We start from the raw sequence: 18,513 nt of genomic DNA, 5'->3' as shown, positions 1-18,513 counted from the left end.
CCGCCGGTCACCGGCATCCCGCTGCCGCGTCAGCGGACGCCCTTCATGAGGGCGAGGACCGGCTTGGCGGCGACGAGCAGGCCCGCGCCGACCGCGACGGCGATCACGCCGAGCACCGCGAAGTAGGGCACCTCGTTGTCCGGGTCGTAGAACGTCGCGAGCTGCCCGGCGATCGCCGTCCCGAGGGAGACGGAGAGGAAGAACAGCGCCACCATCTGCGTGTGGAACGCCTCCGGGGCGAGCTTCGTCGCCGCCGACAGGCCGACGGGGGAGAGGAGCAGCTCGGCGACCGTGAAGACGAGCAGGATGCCGACGATCGCCAGCAGCGGGGTGGAGTTCTCCGCGCCTCCGGCGAACGGCAGGAACAGCAGGAAGGCGGCGCCCATGACGATGGCGCCGAGGGCGAACTTCACGGGGGTCGGCGGCTGCCGGGTCCCGAGCTTCGTCCACAGCAGCGCGAAGACGCCGGAGAGCACGATGATGAAGACGGGGTTGATCGACTGCACCCACGGGACCGGCATCTCGAAGCCGAAGAGGTTCCGGTCGAGCCGCTTGTCGGCGTAGACGGTCAGCACCGTGAACTGCTGCTGGTACAGCGACCAGAAGGCCACCGAGGTGAGGAACAGCGGCAGGAAGCCCCACACGCGGCTGCGTTCGACGTCGGTGATGCGGCGGCTCGTGAGGATGACGGCGAAGTAGGCGATCGCCGCCCCGACGACGGCGATGATGACGATGAGCGCCAGGTTGTCCGCCCGGATGACCCCCACGAGCACGAGGACGACGATGAGCGCGACGGCGGCCGCCGCGATGCCGACGACGACGCCGTAGCGGCTGCGCGGCAGGGGGTTGGGGATGGTGCGCGCCTCGTCGGGCAGGCTCTTGCGGCCGAACGAGTACTGCAGGAGGCCGAACGCCATGCCGACGGCGGCGAGTCCGAAGCCCCAGTGGAAGCCGAGCGTGGACTGCAGCAGGCCGGTCAGGAGGGGCCCGAAGAACGCGCCGAGGTTGATGCCGAGGTAGAACAGCGAGAAGCCGGCATCCCGGCGGGGGTCCTCTGCCGTGTACAGCGTGCCGACGACCGACGTGGCGGTGGCTTTGAGGCCGCCCGAGCCGAGGGCCACGAGCACGAGGCCGATGCCGACGCCGAGGAAGCCGGGGATGAGGGCGAGGGCGATGTGGCCCGCCATGATCACGATGGCGCTGAAGAAGAGGACCCGCTCGGCGCCCAGCATCCGGTCGGCGATCCACGCCCCCAGGATCGTGGACAGGTAGACGCCCCCGCCGTACGCGCCGACGATGCCGGCGGCGACGGTCTCGTCCATGCCGAGCCCGCCGTCCGTGGCGGAGTAGTACAGGTAGAGCAGCAGGATGCCCTGCATGCCGTAGAAGCTGAAGCGCTCCCACATCTCCACGCCGAAGACGTGCGCCAGCGCCCACGGCTGGCCGAAGAACCGCGTGTCGTGGTCGCCGGATGGCTTCTGCCCGGTGCTCGGAGCCGGTCGTGCGTTGCTCATGCGGGCCAGGCTAGCCGCGTGTGCGGCCGTTGTCGCGGGGTGCTCAGTCGCGCAGGGACGGGTGGCGCTCCTCGGCGGCCCGCCGCGAGGGGATCGCCAGGGCGAGACCGAACGCGATGACCGCGGCGACGCCGCCGAGCAGGAACGACAGCTGGAATCCGGTGCGCGAGGGGACCGGCATCCCGTCGTGCACGGTCGTGTAGGTGGCGAGCACCGCGCCGACGACGGCGGCCGCCGTGCTCGTGCCGAGCGAGCGGAACAGGGCGTTGAGCCCGTTCGAGGCCCCGGTCTCGCTCTGCGGCACGGAGCGCATGATGAGCATCGGCATGGCGGCGTATCCGAACCCGATCCCGACGCCGATGCCGATGTTGGCGATGAGCAGGTGCCAGACCTCGCTGGATGCCAGCAGCGTGAAGCCGTAGGAGAGGATCAGCGCGAGGGAGCCCAGCACGAGGAGCAGCTTGGGGCCGACGGTGCGCGCGAGGCGGCCGGAGAATGGCGAGAGCACCATCATGACGAGGCCCGCCGGCATGACGACGAGGCTCGCGGCCACGAGCGAGAGCCCGAACCCGCCCGCGGGCGTCGGCAGCTCCAGCATCTGCGGGTACGACACGTTGGAGGAGAAGAGCGAGAACCCCATCGCGACCGAGGCGAGGTTCGTCAGCAGGACGGGGCGTCGTGCGGCGACGCGCAGGTCGAGCAGGGGCTCCGCGATGCGCAGCTCGTACCAGCCCCAGACGAGCAGCACCGCGATCCCGCCGAGTCCGCAGCCGAGGACGGCCGGCGAGGCCCAGCCCCATTCGTTGCCGCGGGAGACGGCGAGGAGCACGCCGATGAGGCCGACGGCGAGCCCGACCGCGCCGACGACGTCGAACCGGCCCGCCGTGCGCAGGACGCTCTCCGGCACGATCCACAGTACGAGGACGAACACGATGACGCCGAGGCCCGCCGCCATCCAGAACAGCCAATGCCAGTCGGCGAACTCGGTCACGAGGGCGCTGATCGGGAGCCCCAGCGCGCCGCCGACGCCGAGGGTGGCGCTGATCAGCGCGATCGCGGCATCCACGTTCCGCTTGTGCAGGACGTCGCGGAGGATCGAGATGCCGAGCGGGACGACGCCGGTGACGGCGCCCTGCAGCGTGCGGCCGACGATGACGCCGACGATGCCCGGCGAGGCCGCGGCGATCACCGAGCCGAGCACGAGGAGAGCCAGCAGTGCGAGGACGATGCGCTTCTTGCCGTACATGTCGCCGAGGCGTCCGGCGATCGGGGTGATCACGGCGGCGGCGAGCAGCGTCGAGGTCACGACCCAGGCGGTGTCGTCGCGGCTGGCGTCGAGGAGCTCGGGGAGCTTCGCCTGGATCGGGACGACCAGCGTGAACATGAACGAGGAGCAGAGCCCCGCGATCGCGAGGACGGCGACGATCGCGCCCTGCGGCGAGGATCGGGTGAGGCGCTTCCTCGCGTCCTCGTCCCCCGGCATCCCCTCAGGCTATCGCCCGCGTCGGCCGGGATCGCGCGGGGCGAGGGGTGTGGAGGCGGGGAGCGGAGGGCGGGGCGGCCGGAGTACCGTGGGCGGCATGACCGATTTCGCACCCGACGGCATCGAGATCCGCTCCCTCACGACCCTGGAGAGCATCGTCGAGGCGAGCCGCGTGCTGGGCGAGGTGTGGGGCGGGGATGCCGGGATGCCGGCGAACCTGCTGCGCGCTCTCGCGCACTCGGGCAACTACGTCGTCGGGCTGTACGACGGCGAGCGGATGATCGGCGCCTCCGCCGGCTTCTTCGCCGCACCGGCCGAACGGTCCATGCACTCGCACATCACCGGCGTGCTCGAGGAGTACCAGTCCCGTGGGCTCGGCCGCGTGCTCAAGCAGCACCAGCGCGATTGGGCGTTCGCCCGCGACGTCGGCCACATCACCTGGACCTTCGACCCGCTGGTGGCACGCAACGCGCACTTCAACCTGCTGATCCTCGGCGCCCGCGTCACGGAGTACCTCGTCGACCACTACGGCTCGATGCCCGATGCGGTCAACCGGGGCGACGAGACCGACCGCCTGCTCGTGTCGTGGTCGCTGGCCTCGCCGCGCACCGGCAACCCGCCGGACGAGGACATCGTCGCCTCGGTGGCCATCCCGCGCGACATCGAGACGATGCGGCGCGAGCGACCCGCGGATGCCGAGCAGTGGCGCCGCACGGTGCGCGAGCAGTTCGCCGACCTGTACGGGCGCGGATTCGTCGTGGGCGGGTTCCGTGACGAGGCCGGCTATCTCTTCGTGCAGGAGTCCGCCCGCAGCTGAGGCCGGGTCAGCCGAACGTGAAGCCGTCCGGGTCGCCGTCGCGCGGCTCGCGCAGCCGCGCCGGCAGCGGCCACGGCAGCTCGAACCGCTTTCCCAGCCTTCGCAGGTCGCCGAAGTCCTCGAGCTTGACGACGATCCGCTCGGGCGTGACCTCGACCATCCGGACGCGGAGCGCGGTCTCGCCCTCGCCCTCCAGCATCCACGGCTCGGCGAGGTAGCGCAGCCCGTGGTCCTCGAGCGCCGACTCCGCCTCGAGCCAGTCGACGGATGCCGCGACCTCCCGGCCCAGCAGGTCCACCGCCGTCCACGTGTCGCCGTCGGGGCGGATCCATCCCACGACCTCGCCGTCGTCGCGGCGGTGCGCCGTCCAGTCGTCTCCGATCACGCGGCCCACCCTACTCGCGCCACCGCGGCCCCGCGCCCCCGCGGCCGCGTGATCCGTATGTCCCCGACCCGCGCCGAGCAGCCCCGGAGGAGATGACGCCTCGGGAGGACGGATGCCGGGAATCCCACCTCCTGCGGGGACATCTCCTCCCGAACGGCGCAGCTCGAGGCGTATCAGCGCGGGTCGCACGCGCTCCTGAGAGCAGAGCTGGGCCGCAGCCACCCCCGAGGAGGACCACGATGATGCGCACCTGTGCGAACGCCCTCCGCACGGCGATGGCCCGGCTCCGCGCGACGCGTCGCCCGCGCCGCCGGTATCACCCGCACCGCCGCTCGACGTATCTGCCCCCGCGCGACCCGGCGCTCCGCCGCCGCGACGCCCGAGTGTGACGGGTCCGCCGGCCCGCGACCGCCGCTAGCCTGGCCGCATGCCCCTCGCCCGCCCCGCCCTCCCGGTGACACTGGAGTCCCTCGAGCTCCGTGTCCTGCACCTCCCGCTCGTCGCGCCGTTCACGACATCCTTCGGCACCGAGACCGTCCGCGAGGTCATCGTCGTGCGCGCCCGCACCGCCGGCGGCGAGGGCTGGGGCGAGATCGTGACGCAGCACGCACCGCTCTACTCCAGCGAGTACACGCAGGGCGCGTGGGACGTCGCGGAGCAGTTCCTCGCCCCCGCGCTCCTCGATGCCGGCGCCGTCGCGCCGGACGACGTCGCCCGCATCCTCGAACCGTTCGTCGGACACCGGATGGCGAAGGCCGGTCTCGAGCTGGCCGTCCTCGACGCGGCCCTCCGCGCCGAAGGCCGCTCGCTCGCCGCGCACCTCGGCGCCGTGACGGACCGGATCCCGAGCGGCGTCAGCGTCGGCATCCAGCGCGACCCGGCCGCCCTCGTCGACACCGTCGCGGGATACCTCGCCGAGGGGTACGTGCGCATCAAGATCAAGATCAAGCCCGGCCGCGACATCGCCGACACGGCCGCCGTCCGGGAGGCGTTCGGCGACATCCCGCTGCAGGTCGACGCGAACTCCGCCTACACCCTCGCGGATGCCGACACGCTGGCGGAGCTCGACCGGTTCGACCTCCTCCTCATCGAGCAGCCGCTGCAGGAGGACGACATCGTCGACCACGCGACCCTCGCGAAGCGCCTGTCGACCCCGGTCTGCCTCGACGAGTCGATCGTGTCGCTCAAGGCGGCGCGCGACGCGCTCGCGCTCGGGGCGGCCTCCGTCATCAACATCAAGGCGGGCCGCGTCGGCGGCTACCTCGAAGCCGTCCGCATCCACGATCTGTGCCGGGATGCCGGTGTGCCGGTGTGGTGCGGAGGGATGCTGGAGACCGGGATCGGCCGCGCCGCGAACGCCGCGCTCGCCGCGCTTCCCGGTTTCACCCTGCCCGGCGACGTCTCGGCGTCGAACCGCTTCTACGCGCAGGACATCGTGACCGAGCCCATCGTGCTCGAGCACGGGCACGTACGGGTGCCGACCGGGCCGGGGCTGGGCGTCGAGATCGACGAGGTCGCCCTCGAGCAGGCGACGGTGCGCAGGGTCGAACTCCGGCGCTGATCGGATCTACGCTGGCTGCGTGCCAGGTCGCGCGACGCATCGACGCGGGCTTGCGGCCCTCGTGGCGGTCGCGCTCGCGCTGACCGCGTGCGCCGCGGCCGACGCGGCGGAGGGGCTCCCGCCCGGCGTCGCCGTCGAGCTGACGCAGCTGCGCTCCGACGTCGCCGATCGCCGGATGCAGGTGCGCGTGCAGAACGCGACCGACACGGCCATGGAGGTGCACGGCGTCACCGTCGCCGATCGGCGGTTCACCGAACCCGCGCGGCAGGTGATCGACCGGCCCACGACGATCGCCCCCGGCCGCACCGTGGCTCTCCCGGTGCAGCTCGCGCCCGCCGCGTGCGCGTCGCCGCCGGCGGTCGCCGCGACCGTGACGCTGACCTACCGTCTCGGTGACGCCGCGCGGACCACGACCGTCGCGGCGCGTGAGGACTTCCCGTTCCTCGCCGACCTGCACGCGCGGGAATGCCTCGCCGCGGCGGTCGAGGCATCCGCCACGCTCGCCTGGGGCGCCTTCACCCCGTCCCCGCCCGGGGAGCCGGCGACCCTCGCGCTCGAGATCGCCCCGCACGCGGGCGCCGCCGGGGTGCGCCTGGTCGCCGTCCGCGAGACGAATCTGCTCTCCTACCGGCAGCCGGATGCCGCGGCGACGGCGTACCGCCTCGATCACGCGGTGGGAGCCGCCCGGGAGTCGATCGCCCTGCCGCTCGTCCCGGCACGCTGCGACCCGCATGCCGTGCAGGAGGACAAGCGCGGCACGGTGTTCACGTTCGATGTGGAGGTCGACGGACACGCCGGCACCATCCAGCTCCCCGCGTCGCCGGAGCTGCGCGCCGACATCCTCACCTGGGTCACGGCGTGGTGCCGGGGCTGAGCGTCCGGACGGCCGCCTGAAGGTCGAGCCCGCCCGGTGCGGGTCAGGATGCCGGCGCGCCGTCCTCCGCGGCGAAGGCCCGCCCGATCTCCGCGCCGCGCGCGACGGGGTCGCCGACCGCGTCGGCCGGGGACTCCGCCGGGCGCTCCGCCGCTTCCTGGCGGATGCCCTGCGCGACGCCGCGCCCGGTCGCCTGGCCCTGGATGATCTGCCGCAGGTCGATCCCCGTCGCCGCCTCGACGGCGTCGAAGGTCGCGCGCATCCCGGTCGCCGATTCGGCGGCGATGTGGCTCGAGGCCCCCTCGCCGCCCAGCACCGTGATGGATCCCACCTTGTCGAAGCCCCGCGCGAACTGGGTCATCATCGGCACGAGGGCCTCGAGGGCGCGCTGGGCGAGCAGGGCCTCCTGGTTGCGGGACAGTGCCTCGGCCTCGGCCTCGATCGCCCCGGCACGGGCCTCGCCGGCCAGTCGCACGGCGTCCGCCTCGGCCTGTGCGCGCAGGCGCGTGGCCTCCGCCTCCTGCGCGGCGATCTGCGCGCGGGCCTCGGCGGCCTTGACCTGCGCGTACGCGTCGGCGTCGGCGGCGCGCTGCCGCTGGTACAGCTCGGCGTCGGCGACCTTCTTGATGTCGGCGTCGAGCTGGGCCTGCTTGTTCTCCGCGGCCTGGAGGAGCACCGCCTGCTCGCGCACCGCGCGTTCCAGCGCCTCGGCCTGGTCGGCCTCCGCACGGGCGCGACCGACCTCGGCCGCGGCACCGGCCTGGTTCTTGTCGTACGCGGTCTGCTCGATGAGGTTGGCCTCGTCCGTCGCGATCTGACGGGCGCGCACCTCGCGGGCCGCGTTGATGCGCGCGACCTCCGCCTCGCGGCGGACGCGCTCGACCTCGCTCGCGCCGAGCGCGTCGATGTACCCGTTCTTGTCCGTGACGCCCTGGATCTGGAAGGAGTCCAGGATGAGGCCCTGCGACAGCAGGTCGCTCTTGATGCCCTCGGCGATCTGGTCGGACAGCTTCTGCCGGTCGTTCATGAGCTGCTCGACCGTCAGGGTCGCGACGACGCCGCGGAGCGCACCCTCGAGCTGCTCGGTCGTGAACTGCTCGATCGCGCCGTCCTGTGACAGGAAGCGCTCGGCCGCGCGGCGCACGAGTTCGGGGTCGGAGCCGATCTTCACGAGCGCGACGCCGCTGACGTTGACCGTGACGCCCGTGGACGACTGCGCGGTCGGCTCCATCTTGATCTGGCGGGCGCGCAGCGAGATCATCTCCGCCCGCTGCGTCAGCGGGTTCACGAGGGCGCCGCCGCCCGTGATGATCGAGATGCGCGACGACTCCCCGCTCGCGCCCTTCTGCGTCTTGCCGACGATGACGAGCGCCTGGTCGGCCTTGGCGACCTTGTACCAGGCGCGCACCATGATGAGGGTGAAGATGAGGATGACGGCGATGACGACGACGGTGATCCCGACGATCACGGCGACGCCTCCGGCAGCGAGGATGTCCACGGCACTCCATTCGTGTCTGGGCAGATGTCGCGCAGAATCGAGTGCCTGCGCGGAGCCTGCTTCGAACGTAGCGTGCCGCGGCCCGCGAACGGCAGGTCGGATCAGCTCCGCCTTCCGCTCGGAGCACCGGAACCCCGCGACAGGGGTGGCGAGCCCTACGCTGGGGGCATGACGATGCCTCCGCAGCCGCCGTACGGCGCTGTCCCGCCCGTGCAGCCGATGAGCCCCGCCGACGAGAAGATGTGGGCGACGCTCACGCATCTGAGCGGGATCTTCTTCAGCTTCCTCGGACCGCTCGTCGCCTACCTCGTGCTGCGCGAGCGTGGCCCGTTCGTCCGCGCGCACACCGCGACGGCGCTCAACTTCCAGCTGACCCTGCTCATCGCGTACGTCGTGAGCAGCGTGCTGATCCTCGCGGTCATCGGCCTGGTCCTCCTGCCGTTGGTCGGCGTCGTGGGTCTCGTGTTCGCGATCGTCGCGGCCGTCAAGGCCAATCAGGGCGAGTGGTACACCTACCCGCTCACCATCACCTTCGTGCGCTGAGTCCCACCACATGGCGCGCGGCGGGCTCGATCACACCTCCGGCATCCCGCTGTATCTCCAGATCAAGGAGATCCTGCGGGCGGAGATCACCGAGGGCACGGCGGACACGCTCTCCCCGGTGACCGAGGCGATGCTTCTGGAACGGTTCGGCGTCAGCCGAGCGCCCATCCGGCAGGCGCTCCAGGAGCTCACGACCGAGGGATACGTCTACCGGAAGCAGGGCAAGGGCACCTTCCCGGTGACGGGCGTGCGGGTGGCCCGCCCGGCGGACGTCCGGCCCGGCGATCTCTACCGTTTCCTCGCAGAACGCGGCCTGCATCCCGGTTCGACCGTGTCGGATCTCGGCCGCGTGGCCCCGCCCCCGGACATCGCGCAGAAACTCGGCATCGGGCCGAGTGAGCCGGTGCTGCACTTCCGTCGGCTGCTGACGCTGGAGGGCCGGCCGTTCGCCGACAACGAGATCTACATCCGGACTCCGGATGGGTTCCTGCCCCGCACTGCCGAGTTGGACGACGGGGGATCGGCGTTCGCGCTCCTCGAGGCCGAGTTCGGCATCACGGTGGAGCGCTCCGAGCACGACGCGTGGGCCACGGCGGCGACCGACGAGCAGGCGGCCGCGCTCGCGGTCCCGGTCGGGAGTCCGCTGCTCGTCATCGACACCCTGTTCTATACGACCGGCGGCGTGCCGGGCGGCTGGCGGCGGGCCGTGCACCGGGCCGAGGACTTCAAGTTCAGCTTCATCACGACGCCCTGACCGCCGTTATGAGGTCGTTGCCCATGCATCGTTGACTTTGTCATTTTGTTATGACAAAGTCGCCGCAGGCGAGGAGGTATCGGCGAAGTCGCCCGGCCTGCACTGACCGCATCCATACATGAAGCACAGTGAGTAGACGCAGTGTCTAGCCACTGTTAAAAAAAGCACAAGCCGTTCGGTCCACACCGTCGGCGCGCCACGACACGAGGAGGTGTTCGGCGGTGATCGAGACCCTCGATGAGCGCGACCCGAGCGCAACGGATGACGGCGCGGTCGCTCCGCGCCTGGAAGTGCGGGCGCTCTCCAAGACGTTCGCGGGAGTGACTGTCCTCAAGGACGCCCACCTGGAGGTCCGCGCGGGGGAAGTCCACGCCCTGGTGGGCCAGAACGGCTCGGGCAAGTCCACGCTGATCAAGCTCATCAGCGGCGTCTACCGCGCCGACCCCGGCGGCGACGTCCTCGTCGACGGCAGACGGATCGGCACCCCCGTCGACCCCGGCGCGCTGCACGGCGAAGGGCTCGCCTTCGTCCACCAGGATCTCGGGCTCATCCCCGACCTCTCCGTGCGGGAGAACGTCCGCGTCGGGCAGCACTCCACGCGTCGCTACACCGGCTGGATCGACAAGAAGAAGGATGCCGCGGCCGTCCGCGACGCACTCGAATTCCTCCACCTCGGTCACATCTCGCCGCAGGCGAAGGTTGCGAGCCTGCGCCCCAGCGAGCGCGTCGGCGTCGCGATCGCGCGTGCGCTGCAGAACCGCAACATGGGCAGCGGCATCGTCGTCTTCGACGAGTCGTCACGCGCCATCCCGCACGAGGCCCTCGATGACTTCTACGCCATGGTGCGCCTCCTCACGTCGCAGGGCACCGCCGTCATCATCGTGAGCCACAACCTCACCGAGGTGCTCGACATCGCCGACCGGGTCACAGTGCTGCGCAACGGCCGGGTCGTGGAGATGGGCCGGCCCACCGCGGGACTCGACGAGGCGGCGCTGACCAAGCTCGTGCTGGGCCGCTACGGAGAACTCGACGACTTCGCCGAGAGCATGCCGGCCGAGCGAAGGGCGGGCGGCCTCGAGCTGCGCGGCATCCGCGGGGGACGCCTGCGCGGATTCACGGCGACTGTCCAGCGCGGCGAGGTCGTGGGGTTCACCGGAAGCATCGACTCCGGCCTGTCGAGCCTCGCCCCGCTCATCGCCGGCGCGGCGCGCGGCTCCGGTGCCGTCGTCGTCGACGGCACCGAGCTGTCGCTCGAACGGCCGAGCATCGCGAGGTCCCTGGGCACGGGGATCGCGTACATCCCGCAGGACCGTCACGGACAGGGGCTGGCCACCGAGCTCACCGTTGAGGAGAACGTGACCCTCCCGCATCTCCGGCGTCGCGGTAGGCCATGGTGGACGGGCCGCTCCTGGCAGAAGGCGGAGACGGAGGCCGTCCTCAAGAAGTTCTCCGTCACCCCCGCCGACCGTCGCGCCGTGGTCGCCACCTTCTCGGGTGGCAACCAGCAGAAGGTCCTCATGGGCAAGTGGCTGCTCGGCGGCCCCGCCGCCCTCATCCTCGACGACCCCACGCAGGCGGTGGACGTGGGTGCCCGGTCGGCCGTGCTGAGTGCCACCCGTCAGGCCGCCGTCGACGGGGCCGCCGTCGTCCTCTGCAGCTCCGAGGTGGACGACCTCGCCGCCGTCTGCGACCGCGTCGTCGTGCTCGAAGAGGGCAAGATCCTGACCGAGCTGCACCGGCCCTTCACCGCCGACGACATCTTCTCCGCGATCTTCCACGAATCCGAGGAATCCCACTGATGAGCTCTGTATCCCCCACGACCACGACCGTCACCGTCCGCCCGCCGAGGCCGGCTGCGCAGCGGATCGCGCTCAGCCTGCTCTCGCGCTACGCGCTGGTGATTCTCTGGATCATCATGCTGCTCGTCCTCCTGGCGCTCGTGCCGGGCGACGTCAGCCCGGTCAACGCCATGCGCACGGTCTTCAGCCAGATCACCCCGGTCGTCTTCCTCGCGCTCGGCGTCGTCATCACGATGTCTGTCGGCGAATTCGACCTGTCGTTCGCCGGCATCTTCTCGATCTCGGCCGTCGCGGTGCCGTCCCTCGCAGTGCTGCACGGCTGGCCCGTGCCGCTGGCCGTCCTGGGCGCCCTCGCCCTCGCCCTCCTCGCCGGCGCCGTCAACGCCGCGCTCATCGTCGGCCTGGGCATCAACTCGGTCGTCGTCACCCTGGGCGTGTGGAGCGTCGCGGGCGGCCTGGCGTTCCTCCTCTCCGGGGAGACCACGGTCAGCGGCCTCGACCCGGCGCTCGCTGCCATCTCCACGGGCCGCTTCGTCGGTCTGCCGCACCTGTTCTGGTACGGCGTGATTCTGGTCTCGATCGTCGCCTATGTCATGGGGGCGACCCCGGTCGGCCGACACATGGCCTTCGTGGGCTCGAACCGCGCCGTCGCCGCTCTCGCCGGCATCGCGGTCGGACGCGTGCGCGTCGGCGCCTACCTCGCCAGCGCCCTGCTGGCGGGTCTTGCCGGCGTCGTCATCGCGCTCGGCAACGGCGGGTTCAACCCGGCATCCGCGTCCGCCTTCCTGCTGCCGACCTTCGCCGCCGTCTTCCTCGGCACCGTCGCCGTCGTTCCGGGCCGCTTCAACCCGATCGGCATGCTGATCGCCGCGTACTTCCTGATCACCGGCGTCTTCGGGCTCCAGCTGCTCGGGCTCACCGGCTGGGTCACGGAGGTCTTCTACGGCGCCGCGCTCATCCTCGCCGTCACGGTGTCGCACCTCCTGCAGCGCCGGGTCAAGAGCTGAGCGGCGCCGCCGGCGCCGTCCACAGACCAGCACCACCCCACACCAAGAGAAAGAACAAGGAGTCACTCGATGATGAAGTCGCTTCGCACTCTGGGCGTCACCGCAGCCGCCCTGAGCATGCTCCTCCTCGCCGGCTGTTCCGGCGCGTCCGACCCCGAGCAGCCCGCCGGCACGGGGGACCCCGCCGTCGAGCTCACTGCCGAGGCGCAGGCCGCGCTGGACATCGTCGAGGGCGCCACGGTTCCCGTCGACGAGTTCGAGGCGCCCGGCCCCGCCTTCGACGCGACGGCACTCACCGGAAAGACGTTCTACTTCGTGCCGGCCACGCTGCAGGTCCCGGTGCTGAACGTCATCGGGGAGAAGCTCGGCAACGCGCTCGGCGAGTTCGACGCGCAGCTGCAGATCTGCGACGGCAAGGCGAACCCCGCAGACATCGCCTCCTGCGTCGGGCAGGCGATCCAGGCGGATGCGGCGGGTGTCGTGACCGCCGGCATCACACCCGAGTTCGCGCCCGCGGCCTTCGCGGACCTGGAGGCGGCGGGCATCCCCTGGGTGCAGGGCCTCACCGCCCCGGCCGGCGAGGGCGACCCCACCAAGGTCGGCTACGTCGCCGAGAACCAGGTCCTGCTGCAGACCTGGACCACCAACTGGGTCATCGCGGACTCGAACGCGGCCGCGAACGTCCTCGTGATCAAGCTCATCGACACCCCGGCCACGACCATGTGGGCCGATGCCGGCATCCTCGCCACCTACGCGGAGGGCTGCGCGGACTGCACCACGCAGGTCATCGAGATCAACTCGGGGCAGCTCGACCGTCTGCCGAGCCTCATCAGCTCCGCGCTCGTCGCGAACCCGGACATCACCTACATCCAGTCGCAGTTCGACCAGTTCATGCCGGCCGTCACGCAGGGTGTCCAGTCGGCGGCACGCGATGACATCCAGGTCGTGAGCGTCGACGGATCCCTGGCCACCCTGCAGGACATGGCGAACGGCGGGGTCGCGCAGGCGGCTGCCGCCTACAACAAGTCCGCGCTCGGCTGGTACCTCGCCGACGCCGTGGCGCGCATGGCCGCCGGCCAGCCGGCCGTGCAGAACCTCGAGTTCCCGTACCGCCGCGCCTTCACGCAGGAGACGGTCGCCGACCTGACCCTCACCCCGGAGGCCGAGGCCGCCGGCGAGTGGTTCGGCGACGCTGACTACCAGGCGGGCTTCCTCGAGCTGTGGGGCGTCAACTGATCCCACGGTCCACGCCGCCGGTCTCCGCCCCCACCGGGCGGGGGCCGGCGGTTTCGCCGCCCGCGCGGGCCGCGCGCAAAGGCGACACCCGGGACCGGCTCCTCGCCGCGGCACGCGCAGTCTTCGCCGAGCGCGGCTTTCCCGCCGCTACCGTCGACGACATCGTGACGCAGGCCGGCTCGACGCGCGCCACCTTCTACATGCACTTCTCGTCCAAAGCCGAGCTCCTCGGCGAGATCGTCGGAACGATCGAGGAGTACTTCATCCTCATCGACGGCACGGCGCTCGAGGATGCGGTCCGCGTCGGCGATCCGGACCGGCTCCGTGCCTGGATCGACGACAAGCTTGACCACTGGACCGCGATCCGCCCCGCGCTCGGCATGCTCGTACATGCCGACTCCGACCCCGAGGTGGCACAGTCGGTGGAGACATCGCATGACAAGGTCATCGCCCAGCTGCGACGCGCGCTGGACTCGGCCGACCGTTTCGCTCCGGGCGAGCGCCTCGCCCGGAGCACCGTCGCCTTCGGGGCATTGCAGCATCTGTCCCGGCGCTACGCGTCCGACGGCTGGGCGGGCCGGCTCGACCGCGCCGGCGCCGTGGAGGCGCTGGCGGCGAACTGGGCTGCGCTGCTCCTCGACCGGCGGCCCTGACGGCCGGTCACTCGCCGACGAGCAGTGAGCACCACGACTCGGTGAGCGTCTGCAGGCAGACCTCGCGGGGGATGACCCAGCCGTTCTGGAACCACCGGCGTGCGAGGAACTCCAGCTGGCCGAACGCGAGCACGCAGCGCACATGCCGAGAGGCCGGGTCGAAGCGGTCGGCGCGGTCGAGCCCCTCGTGCATCTGGCTCGCGGTCGCCTCGAACCACCCTTCGATCACCTCGGCGACCTCCGGGTCGCTCGGCGCGGCCTGGTTGGCGGCCACGAGGTACGGCTTGGTCTGCGGCCACTGATCGATCTTCGCGTCGAGGTACCGCTCGATGAGGTCGCGACGTCCCGAGGCGACGACCTCGGACAGGGTCGGATCGTCGACGGCGACGAAGATCGCATCCGCCCGGGCGATCAGCTCGCGGACGACCTCGGCCTTCGACGAGAAGTGCAGGTAGAACGTCGCACGGGTCGTCGTCGCGGCGGCCGCGATGTCATCCACAGTGGTGGCCGCATAGCCTTTGGCCTCGAACAGCTGCAGCGCCGCCTCCAGCAGCAGGGCACGCGTCTGCTGCTTCTGTCGCTCGCGCAGCCCGGCCATGCACGTCAGACTACGCGGACACCGGACCGCGTCGGGCACCCCGTCATCGGGTGCCGTGATCGGCGACAGTAGACTGGAGGGATGCCGGCACCTCCGGCATCCGCGCGTTCCGCGCCCGCTTGTACCGACCATTTGGAGCCACCTGTGGCCGAGCAGTCCCGTCTCGACAAAGTCATCGCCCTCGCCCGTCACCGCGGGTTCGTCTTCCAGGCCGGTGAGATCTACGGCGGCTCCCGCTCGGCGTGGGACTACGGCCCCCTCGGCACGGAGCTGAAGGAGAACATCCGCCGCCAGTGGTGGCAGACGTTCGTCCGCGGGCGCGGCGACATGGTGGGCCTGGACTCCTCCGTCATCCTGCCCAAGCGCGTGTGGGAGGCCTCCGGCCACGTCGCGACCTTCACCGACCCGCTCGTGGAGTGCCTGCAGTGCCACAAGCGCTTCCGCGCCGACAACCTCATCGAGGACTTCGAGGCGCGCAAGGGTCGGCCCGCGGAGAACGGCCTCGCCGACATCCCGTGCCCGAACTGTGGCACGAAGGGCCAGTACACCGAGCCGAAGGCGTTCTCCGGCCTCGTGAAGACCTATCTCGGCGTCGTCGACGACGAGAGCGGCCTGCACTTCCTGCGTCCCGAGACCGCGCAGGGCATCTTCGTCAACTTCACCAACGTGCTCACCGCGTCGCGCAAGAAGCCGCCGTTCGGCATCGGCCAGGTCGGCAAGGCGTTCCGCAACGAGATCACCCCGGGAAACTTCATCTTCCGGACGCGCGAGTTCGAGCAGATGGAGATCGAGTTCTTCACGCCGCCCGCCGAGGCGCAGGAGTGGTTCGAGCACTGGGTCAAGGCGTGCTGGGACTGGTTCCTCGACCTGGGCCTGGACCCGGAGAACATGCGTCAGTTCGACGTGCCCGAGGACGAGCGTGCGCACTACTCGGCCGGCACGATCGATTTCGAGTACCGCTTCGGCTTCCCGGGCAAGGAGTGGGGCGAGCTGATGGGCGTCGCGAACCGCACCGACTTCGACCTGACGAGCCACATCGAGGCGTCCGGTCACAAGCTCAGCTACTTCGACCAGGCCTCCGGGGAGACGTACGTGCCGTACGTCATCGAGCCCTCGTTCGGTCTGACCCGCTCCATGATGGCGTTCCTCGTCGACGCGTACCGCGAGGAGGAGGTGCCCAACGCCAAGGGCGGCACCGACACCCGCACGGTGCTCCAGCTCGACCCGCGGCTCGCACCGGTGAAGGTCGCCGTGCTGCCGCTCAGCCGCAACGAGAAGCTGTCGCCGCTCGCTCGCGAGGTGGCCGACACGCTGCGCACGCAGGGCTGGAACGTCGACTTCGACGACGCCGGGGCGATCGGTCGCCGGTACCGCCGTCAGGACGAGATCGGCACGCCGCTGTGCGTCACGATCGACTTCGATTCGCTCGAGGATGACGCTGTCACGGTCCGCGACCGCGACACGATGGCGCAGGAGCGGGTGCCGCTGGACGCCCTCACCGCCTACCTGGGCGAGCGGCTCCGCGGCGCCTGAGCCTCAGTCGAGGGGTGTGATCTCGATGCCCTCGGAGCCGCCGGCGGCCGCCCACGCGTACGACTCGGCCACGAGTTCGCGCAGGACGTCGAGGTCGACGGCGCTGAGGTCCTTCAGGTAGAGACAGCTGACGCTCGTCGTGTGCGGGCCCAGGCGCGCGAGGGTGTCGGCGTGCTCGGCGAACCCCTCCATGAGGTAGACCGTCATCGACGCCTTGCGCGGGGCGAACGCGGCGAGCGGCATATCCCCCTCGGTGCCAGTGGGATAGCGGTAGTGGCAGGCGCCGAACCCCACGATCCCCGAGGACCACATCTCCGGGCGACGCCCGGTGACCTCGCTGAACAGCTCGACGAGCGTCTCGGCGTCGCGGCGACGGACCGCGGGAGTCACCGCGCTGAGGTGCGCGCCGACGTCGACGCCGGTCCGCTCCACGGCTCAGCCCGCCTTGGCCGCCGCCTTGGCGGCGCGTTTGTGCTCGCGCACCTTCGTCAGGCTCTCCGGCGAGACGATGTCGGCGACGGAGCGGAACGAGCCCTCCTCGCCGTACGCCCCGGCTGCCTCCCGCCATCCGGCGCCCGTGAAGCCGTACTGCTTGCCGAGGAGGGCCAGGAAGATCTTCGCCTTCTGCTCACCGAAGCCGGGCAGGGCCTTCAGCCGTTTCAGGACGGTCGGGCCGTCCGGCGTGCCTTCGGTCCAGATGGCGGCCGCGTCACCGCCCCACTCCGCCACAACGGCCTGGCTGACCGCTTGCACGCGTCCCGCCATCGAACCCGGGAACCGATGCACGGCCGGGGTCTGGGCGAAGACCGCGACAAGCGCCTCCGGGTCGTACGCGGCCAGCGTGGCGGCATCCAGGCCCCCCACGCGCTGCGCGATCTTCAAGGGACCGGCGAACGCCGTCTCCATCGCGACCTGCTGATCCAGAAGCATCCCGATCAGCAGAGCCAGCGGATCGTCGGTCAGCAGCGCGTCGGCCTCGGGGTCGCCGGTGATGTGCAGGCTCATGTTCTCCATGCTCTCACCGTCTCGGTCGCACTTTGAAGGCGAAATGTCGCCCGTGCTGTCACCGAAGCCCTCACGAGCGGGCCGGTGCACATGGCGAACCTCAACCGCACGCTCGAACAGAGCGGGGCGAAGAGCTCCCCGCAGGGGCAGTCCGAGTGTCAGGCCGGGGCCGACCCACCTCAGTGCGAAGCTCCGCAACAAAGCGAGGCCTGGCGCCCGGTCTTACCCTGCCGGTCAGTAGCCGACGGCCTTCAGAGCGTAGTCTGCCTGCTCCGGGGTGAACTGGCTGCCATACTCGCTGGTGAGCTGGTCGTAGAGCGAGGAGCGGCTGAACGAGGTCATGTCGAGGTAGTCCTCAGCGGCCTCCACTGCCTCAGCATTCCAGTCGACAAGCATGTTTTGCTCCAGGTAATTGACTGCGAACTCCGCGTCGGCGGCCTCGAACCCTGAGCCGTATTCGCTGGTCAGCTGTTCGATCAGCCCGGCACGGCTGAACGACGTGAAGCTGATGTATGACTTTGCCTCCTCGACGGCATTCTCCTGGCCCAGAGTGAGCGCCGGCGGCTCGTCCAACGTGAGAGTCACCGTCGTGCCAGCCTCGACCTCCGCACCGGACGCGTCTGTGGACAGCACCTTCCAGGCTGCGTCCCCGTTGAAAGTCGCCCTGAGACCTGCCGCTTCCAGCGCGGCGGCAGCGTCCTTGGCCGTCATCCCCACGAGACCCGCGGGGACAGCAACCATCTCCGGCTCCGACTCGGGTTCGGACTCCGCGGTCTCCCGTACCTCGGAGATCGGAGTCTCCTTGTCGTCGGCCGTGGGGCTTGCATCGCGGTTCCCGCCGCCGAGCGCACTGCCGACACTGCCGATGATGATCAGGCCCGCCACAATCCCGACCGGGATGATGATGCCTTTCCGCTTGAACCAGGGGCGCTTGGCCCCCGGATCCTCGGCGACCGTGGGGACATTCGCCGCGGCCGCCGGTGCCGATGCGGCGGCTGGGCCGCCCAACGGCCGCGTCTGCTCTGTCCAAGCGGTCCCGTCATACCAGCGTTCCGTGCCTGAAGCGTTCGCGTCGGGGTACCAGCCCGCCGCGTAGTTCTGCTGCCCGTCGGTGGGTGTCGTCATCGTCTGCCCCTTCGCTTTCTGAACGCGAACATCCGCCAGGTCGACGGATGAGCGTCACGCCTCAGCGGTGAGAGCGTGACGTCTTCCCCAGACGCGTCGCCATCAACATACCCCCGCAGGTCCGACAC

General features: G+C 70.8%; 19 protein-coding genes. 11 read left to right on the top strand and 8 right to left on the bottom strand.

The genetic code is table 11. The features are described 5' to 3' along the window. Positions 1 to 29: 29 nt before the first annotated feature. Together BR85_RS09440 and BR85_RS09435 are read right to left on the bottom strand one after the other, a co-directional pair. Entirely contained in the window at positions 30 to 1,514 is a 1,485-nt protein-coding gene (locus tag BR85_RS09440) for a peptide MFS transporter (RefSeq protein ID WP_036272667.1), read from the bottom strand. Positions 1,515 to 1,557: 43 nt separating this feature from the next. After that, positions 1,558 to 2,997, bottom strand: coding sequence for an MFS transporter (locus tag BR85_RS09435; RefSeq protein WP_051526265.1), 1,440 nt, complete (start codon positions 2,995 to 2,997; stop codon positions 1,558 to 1,560). Between the two features lie 97 nt (positions 2,998 to 3,094). Here BR85_RS09435 and BR85_RS09430 point away from each other — a divergent pair, with 97 nt between their 5' ends. Then, positions 3,095 to 3,814 carry a GNAT family N-acetyltransferase gene (locus BR85_RS09430; RefSeq protein WP_028496352.1) on the top strand — a complete coding sequence of 240 codons (720 nt, stop codon included), beginning with the start codon at positions 3,095 to 3,097 and terminating at the stop codon, positions 3,812 to 3,814. A 7-nt stretch (positions 3,815 to 3,821) separates the two neighbouring features. Here the strand turns inward: BR85_RS09430 and BR85_RS09425 are convergent, their stop codons facing one another. Then, positions 3,822 to 4,199, bottom strand: a complete 378-nt coding sequence (locus BR85_RS09425; protein WP_028496353.1) for a hypothetical protein — start codon at positions 4,197 to 4,199, stop codon at positions 3,822 to 3,824. Positions 4,200 to 4,438: 239 nt separating this feature from the next. On the opposite strand from BR85_RS09425, the gene BR85_RS15420 reads away from it, so the two are divergent. Genes BR85_RS15420 through BR85_RS09415 form a run of 3 tightly spaced genes read left to right on the top strand, consistent with a single transcriptional unit; the run spans position 4,439 to position 6,634 of the window. After that, the gene (locus BR85_RS15420) at positions 4,439 to 4,588 is read left to right on the top strand and encodes a hypothetical protein (protein ID WP_155947969.1); all 150 of its coding nucleotides are present in this window, start codon (positions 4,439 to 4,441) and stop codon (positions 4,586 to 4,588) included. 38 nt (positions 4,589 to 4,626) lie between these two features. Then, a complete protein-coding gene (menC, locus tag BR85_RS09420) occupies positions 4,627 to 5,760 on the top strand; it encodes an o-succinylbenzoate synthase (protein ID WP_036272671.1) in 1,134 nt (377 codons plus the stop codon). Between the two features lie 19 nt (positions 5,761 to 5,779). Then, a complete protein-coding gene (locus BR85_RS09415; protein ID WP_028496355.1) occupies positions 5,780 to 6,634 on the top strand; it encodes a hypothetical protein in 855 nt (284 codons plus the stop codon). A 43-nt stretch (positions 6,635 to 6,677) separates the two neighbouring features. Here the strand turns inward: BR85_RS09415 and BR85_RS09410 are convergent, their stop codons facing one another. Beyond that, complete coding sequence (locus BR85_RS09410) at positions 6,678 to 8,132, bottom strand: SPFH domain-containing protein (RefSeq protein ID WP_051526266.1); 1,455 nt, start codon at positions 8,130 to 8,132, stop codon at positions 6,678 to 6,680. 168 nt (positions 8,133 to 8,300) lie between these two features. On the opposite strand from BR85_RS09410, the gene BR85_RS09405 reads away from it, so the two are divergent. The 6 genes from BR85_RS09405 (at position 8,301) to BR85_RS09380 (ending at position 14,124) form a co-directional block, all read left to right on the top strand. Next, on the top strand, positions 8,301 to 8,675 hold the full coding sequence (locus BR85_RS09405; RefSeq protein ID WP_036272674.1) for a DUF4870 domain-containing protein: 375 nt from the start codon (positions 8,301 to 8,303) through the stop codon (positions 8,673 to 8,675). A gap of 10 nt (positions 8,676 to 8,685) precedes the next feature. Beyond that, positions 8,686 to 9,429 (top strand): GntR family transcriptional regulator, encoded by a 744-nt coding sequence (locus BR85_RS09400; RefSeq protein ID WP_028496357.1) that lies wholly within the window; start codon positions 8,686 to 8,688, stop codon positions 9,427 to 9,429. A 221-nt stretch (positions 9,430 to 9,650) separates the two neighbouring features. Further along, positions 9,651 to 11,228 carry a sugar ABC transporter ATP-binding protein gene (locus BR85_RS09395; RefSeq protein WP_051526267.1) on the top strand — a complete coding sequence of 526 codons (1,578 nt, stop codon included), beginning with the start codon at positions 9,651 to 9,653 and terminating at the stop codon, positions 11,226 to 11,228. Further along, positions 11,228 to 12,235 (top strand): ABC transporter permease, encoded by a 1,008-nt coding sequence (locus BR85_RS09390; RefSeq protein WP_028496359.1) that lies wholly within the window; start codon positions 11,228 to 11,230, stop codon positions 12,233 to 12,235. The genes BR85_RS09395 and BR85_RS09390 overlap by 1 nt, the downstream gene beginning before the upstream one ends. 69 nt (positions 12,236 to 12,304) lie before the next feature. Continuing rightward, on the top strand, positions 12,305 to 13,471 hold the full coding sequence (locus tag BR85_RS09385; protein ID WP_028496360.1) for a sugar ABC transporter substrate-binding protein: 1,167 nt from the start codon (positions 12,305 to 12,307) through the stop codon (positions 13,469 to 13,471). Continuing rightward, positions 13,456 to 14,124, top strand: coding sequence for a TetR/AcrR family transcriptional regulator (locus BR85_RS09380; protein WP_051526268.1), 669 nt, complete (start codon positions 13,456 to 13,458; stop codon positions 14,122 to 14,124). Before BR85_RS09385 ends, BR85_RS09380 begins: the two co-directional genes overlap by 16 nt. Positions 14,125 to 14,131: 7 nt before the next feature. Here BR85_RS09380 and BR85_RS09375 read toward each other — a convergent pair whose 3' ends face one another. After that, complete coding sequence (locus BR85_RS09375; protein ID WP_028496361.1) at positions 14,132 to 14,722, bottom strand: TetR/AcrR family transcriptional regulator; 591 nt, start codon at positions 14,720 to 14,722, stop codon at positions 14,132 to 14,134. 144 nt (positions 14,723 to 14,866) lie between these two features. On the opposite strand from BR85_RS09375, the gene BR85_RS09370 reads away from it, so the two are divergent. Then, the gene (locus tag BR85_RS09370; protein ID WP_028496362.1) at positions 14,867 to 16,255 is read left to right on the top strand and encodes a glycine--tRNA ligase; all 1,389 of its coding nucleotides are present in this window, start codon (positions 14,867 to 14,869) and stop codon (positions 16,253 to 16,255) included. A 3-nt stretch (positions 16,256 to 16,258) separates the two neighbouring features. Here BR85_RS09370 and BR85_RS09365 read toward each other — a convergent pair whose 3' ends face one another. The 3 genes from BR85_RS09365 to BR85_RS14920 form a co-directional block, all read right to left on the bottom strand. After that, entirely contained in the window at positions 16,259 to 16,687 is a 429-nt protein-coding gene (locus BR85_RS09365; RefSeq protein ID WP_028496363.1) for a DUF1801 domain-containing protein, read from the bottom strand. Positions 16,688 to 16,690: 3 nt separating this feature from the next. Then, the gene (locus BR85_RS09360) at positions 16,691 to 17,260 is read right to left on the bottom strand and encodes an HhH-GPD-type base excision DNA repair protein (RefSeq protein WP_028496364.1); all 570 of its coding nucleotides are present in this window, start codon (positions 17,258 to 17,260) and stop codon (positions 16,691 to 16,693) included. Positions 17,261 to 17,494: 234 nt separating this feature from the next. Continuing rightward, a complete protein-coding gene (locus BR85_RS14920; RefSeq protein ID WP_051526269.1) occupies positions 17,495 to 18,385 on the bottom strand; it encodes an Ltp family lipoprotein in 891 nt (296 codons plus the stop codon). Positions 18,386 to 18,513: the final 128 nt, after the last annotated feature.

This window comes from Microbacterium sp. UNCCL10, assembly GCF_000746195.1.
GTDB classification, from domain to species: domain Bacteria; phylum Actinomycetota; class Actinomycetes; order Actinomycetales; family Microbacteriaceae; genus Microbacterium; species Microbacterium saccharophilum.
Note: the sequence above shows the minus strand (reverse complement) of the source record. Positions and strands in the feature narration are given on the sequence as shown.

What these genes read in the sequence shown, in the direction of transcription:
- menC (WP_036272671.1), top strand. Translation starts at nt 4,627, where the DNA reads ATGCCCCTCGCCCGCCCCGCCCTCCCGGTGACACTGGAGTCCCTCGAG.
- BR85_RS09435 (WP_051526265.1), bottom strand. Translation starts at nt 2,997, where the DNA reads ATGCCGGGGGACGAGGACGCGAGGAAGCGCCTCACCCGATCCTCGCCG.
- BR85_RS09430 (WP_028496352.1), top strand. Translation starts at nt 3,095, where the DNA reads ATGACCGATTTCGCACCCGACGGCATCGAGATCCGCTCCCTCACGACC.
- BR85_RS09385 (WP_028496360.1), top strand. Translation starts at nt 12,305, where the DNA reads ATGATGAAGTCGCTTCGCACTCTGGGCGTCACCGCAGCCGCCCTGAGC.
- BR85_RS09360 (WP_028496364.1), bottom strand. Translation starts at nt 17,260, where the DNA reads ATGAGCCTGCACATCACCGGCGACCCCGAGGCCGACGCGCTGCTGACC.
- BR85_RS15420 (WP_155947969.1), top strand. Translation starts at nt 4,439, where the DNA reads ATGATGCGCACCTGTGCGAACGCCCTCCGCACGGCGATGGCCCGGCTC.
- BR85_RS09440 (WP_036272667.1), bottom strand. Translation starts at nt 1,514, where the DNA reads ATGAGCAACGCACGACCGGCTCCGAGCACCGGGCAGAAGCCATCCGGC.
- BR85_RS09375 (WP_028496361.1), bottom strand. Translation starts at nt 14,722, where the DNA reads ATGGCCGGGCTGCGCGAGCGACAGAAGCAGCAGACGCGTGCCCTGCTG.
- BR85_RS09405 (WP_036272674.1), top strand. Translation starts at nt 8,301, where the DNA reads ATGACGATGCCTCCGCAGCCGCCGTACGGCGCTGTCCCGCCCGTGCAG.
- BR85_RS14920 (WP_051526269.1), bottom strand. Translation starts at nt 18,385, where the DNA reads ATGACGACACCCACCGACGGGCAGCAGAACTACGCGGCGGGCTGGTAC.
- BR85_RS09400 (WP_028496357.1), top strand. Translation starts at nt 8,686, where the DNA reads ATGGCGCGCGGCGGGCTCGATCACACCTCCGGCATCCCGCTGTATCTC.
- BR85_RS09390 (WP_028496359.1), top strand. Translation starts at nt 11,228, where the DNA reads ATGAGCTCTGTATCCCCCACGACCACGACCGTCACCGTCCGCCCGCCG.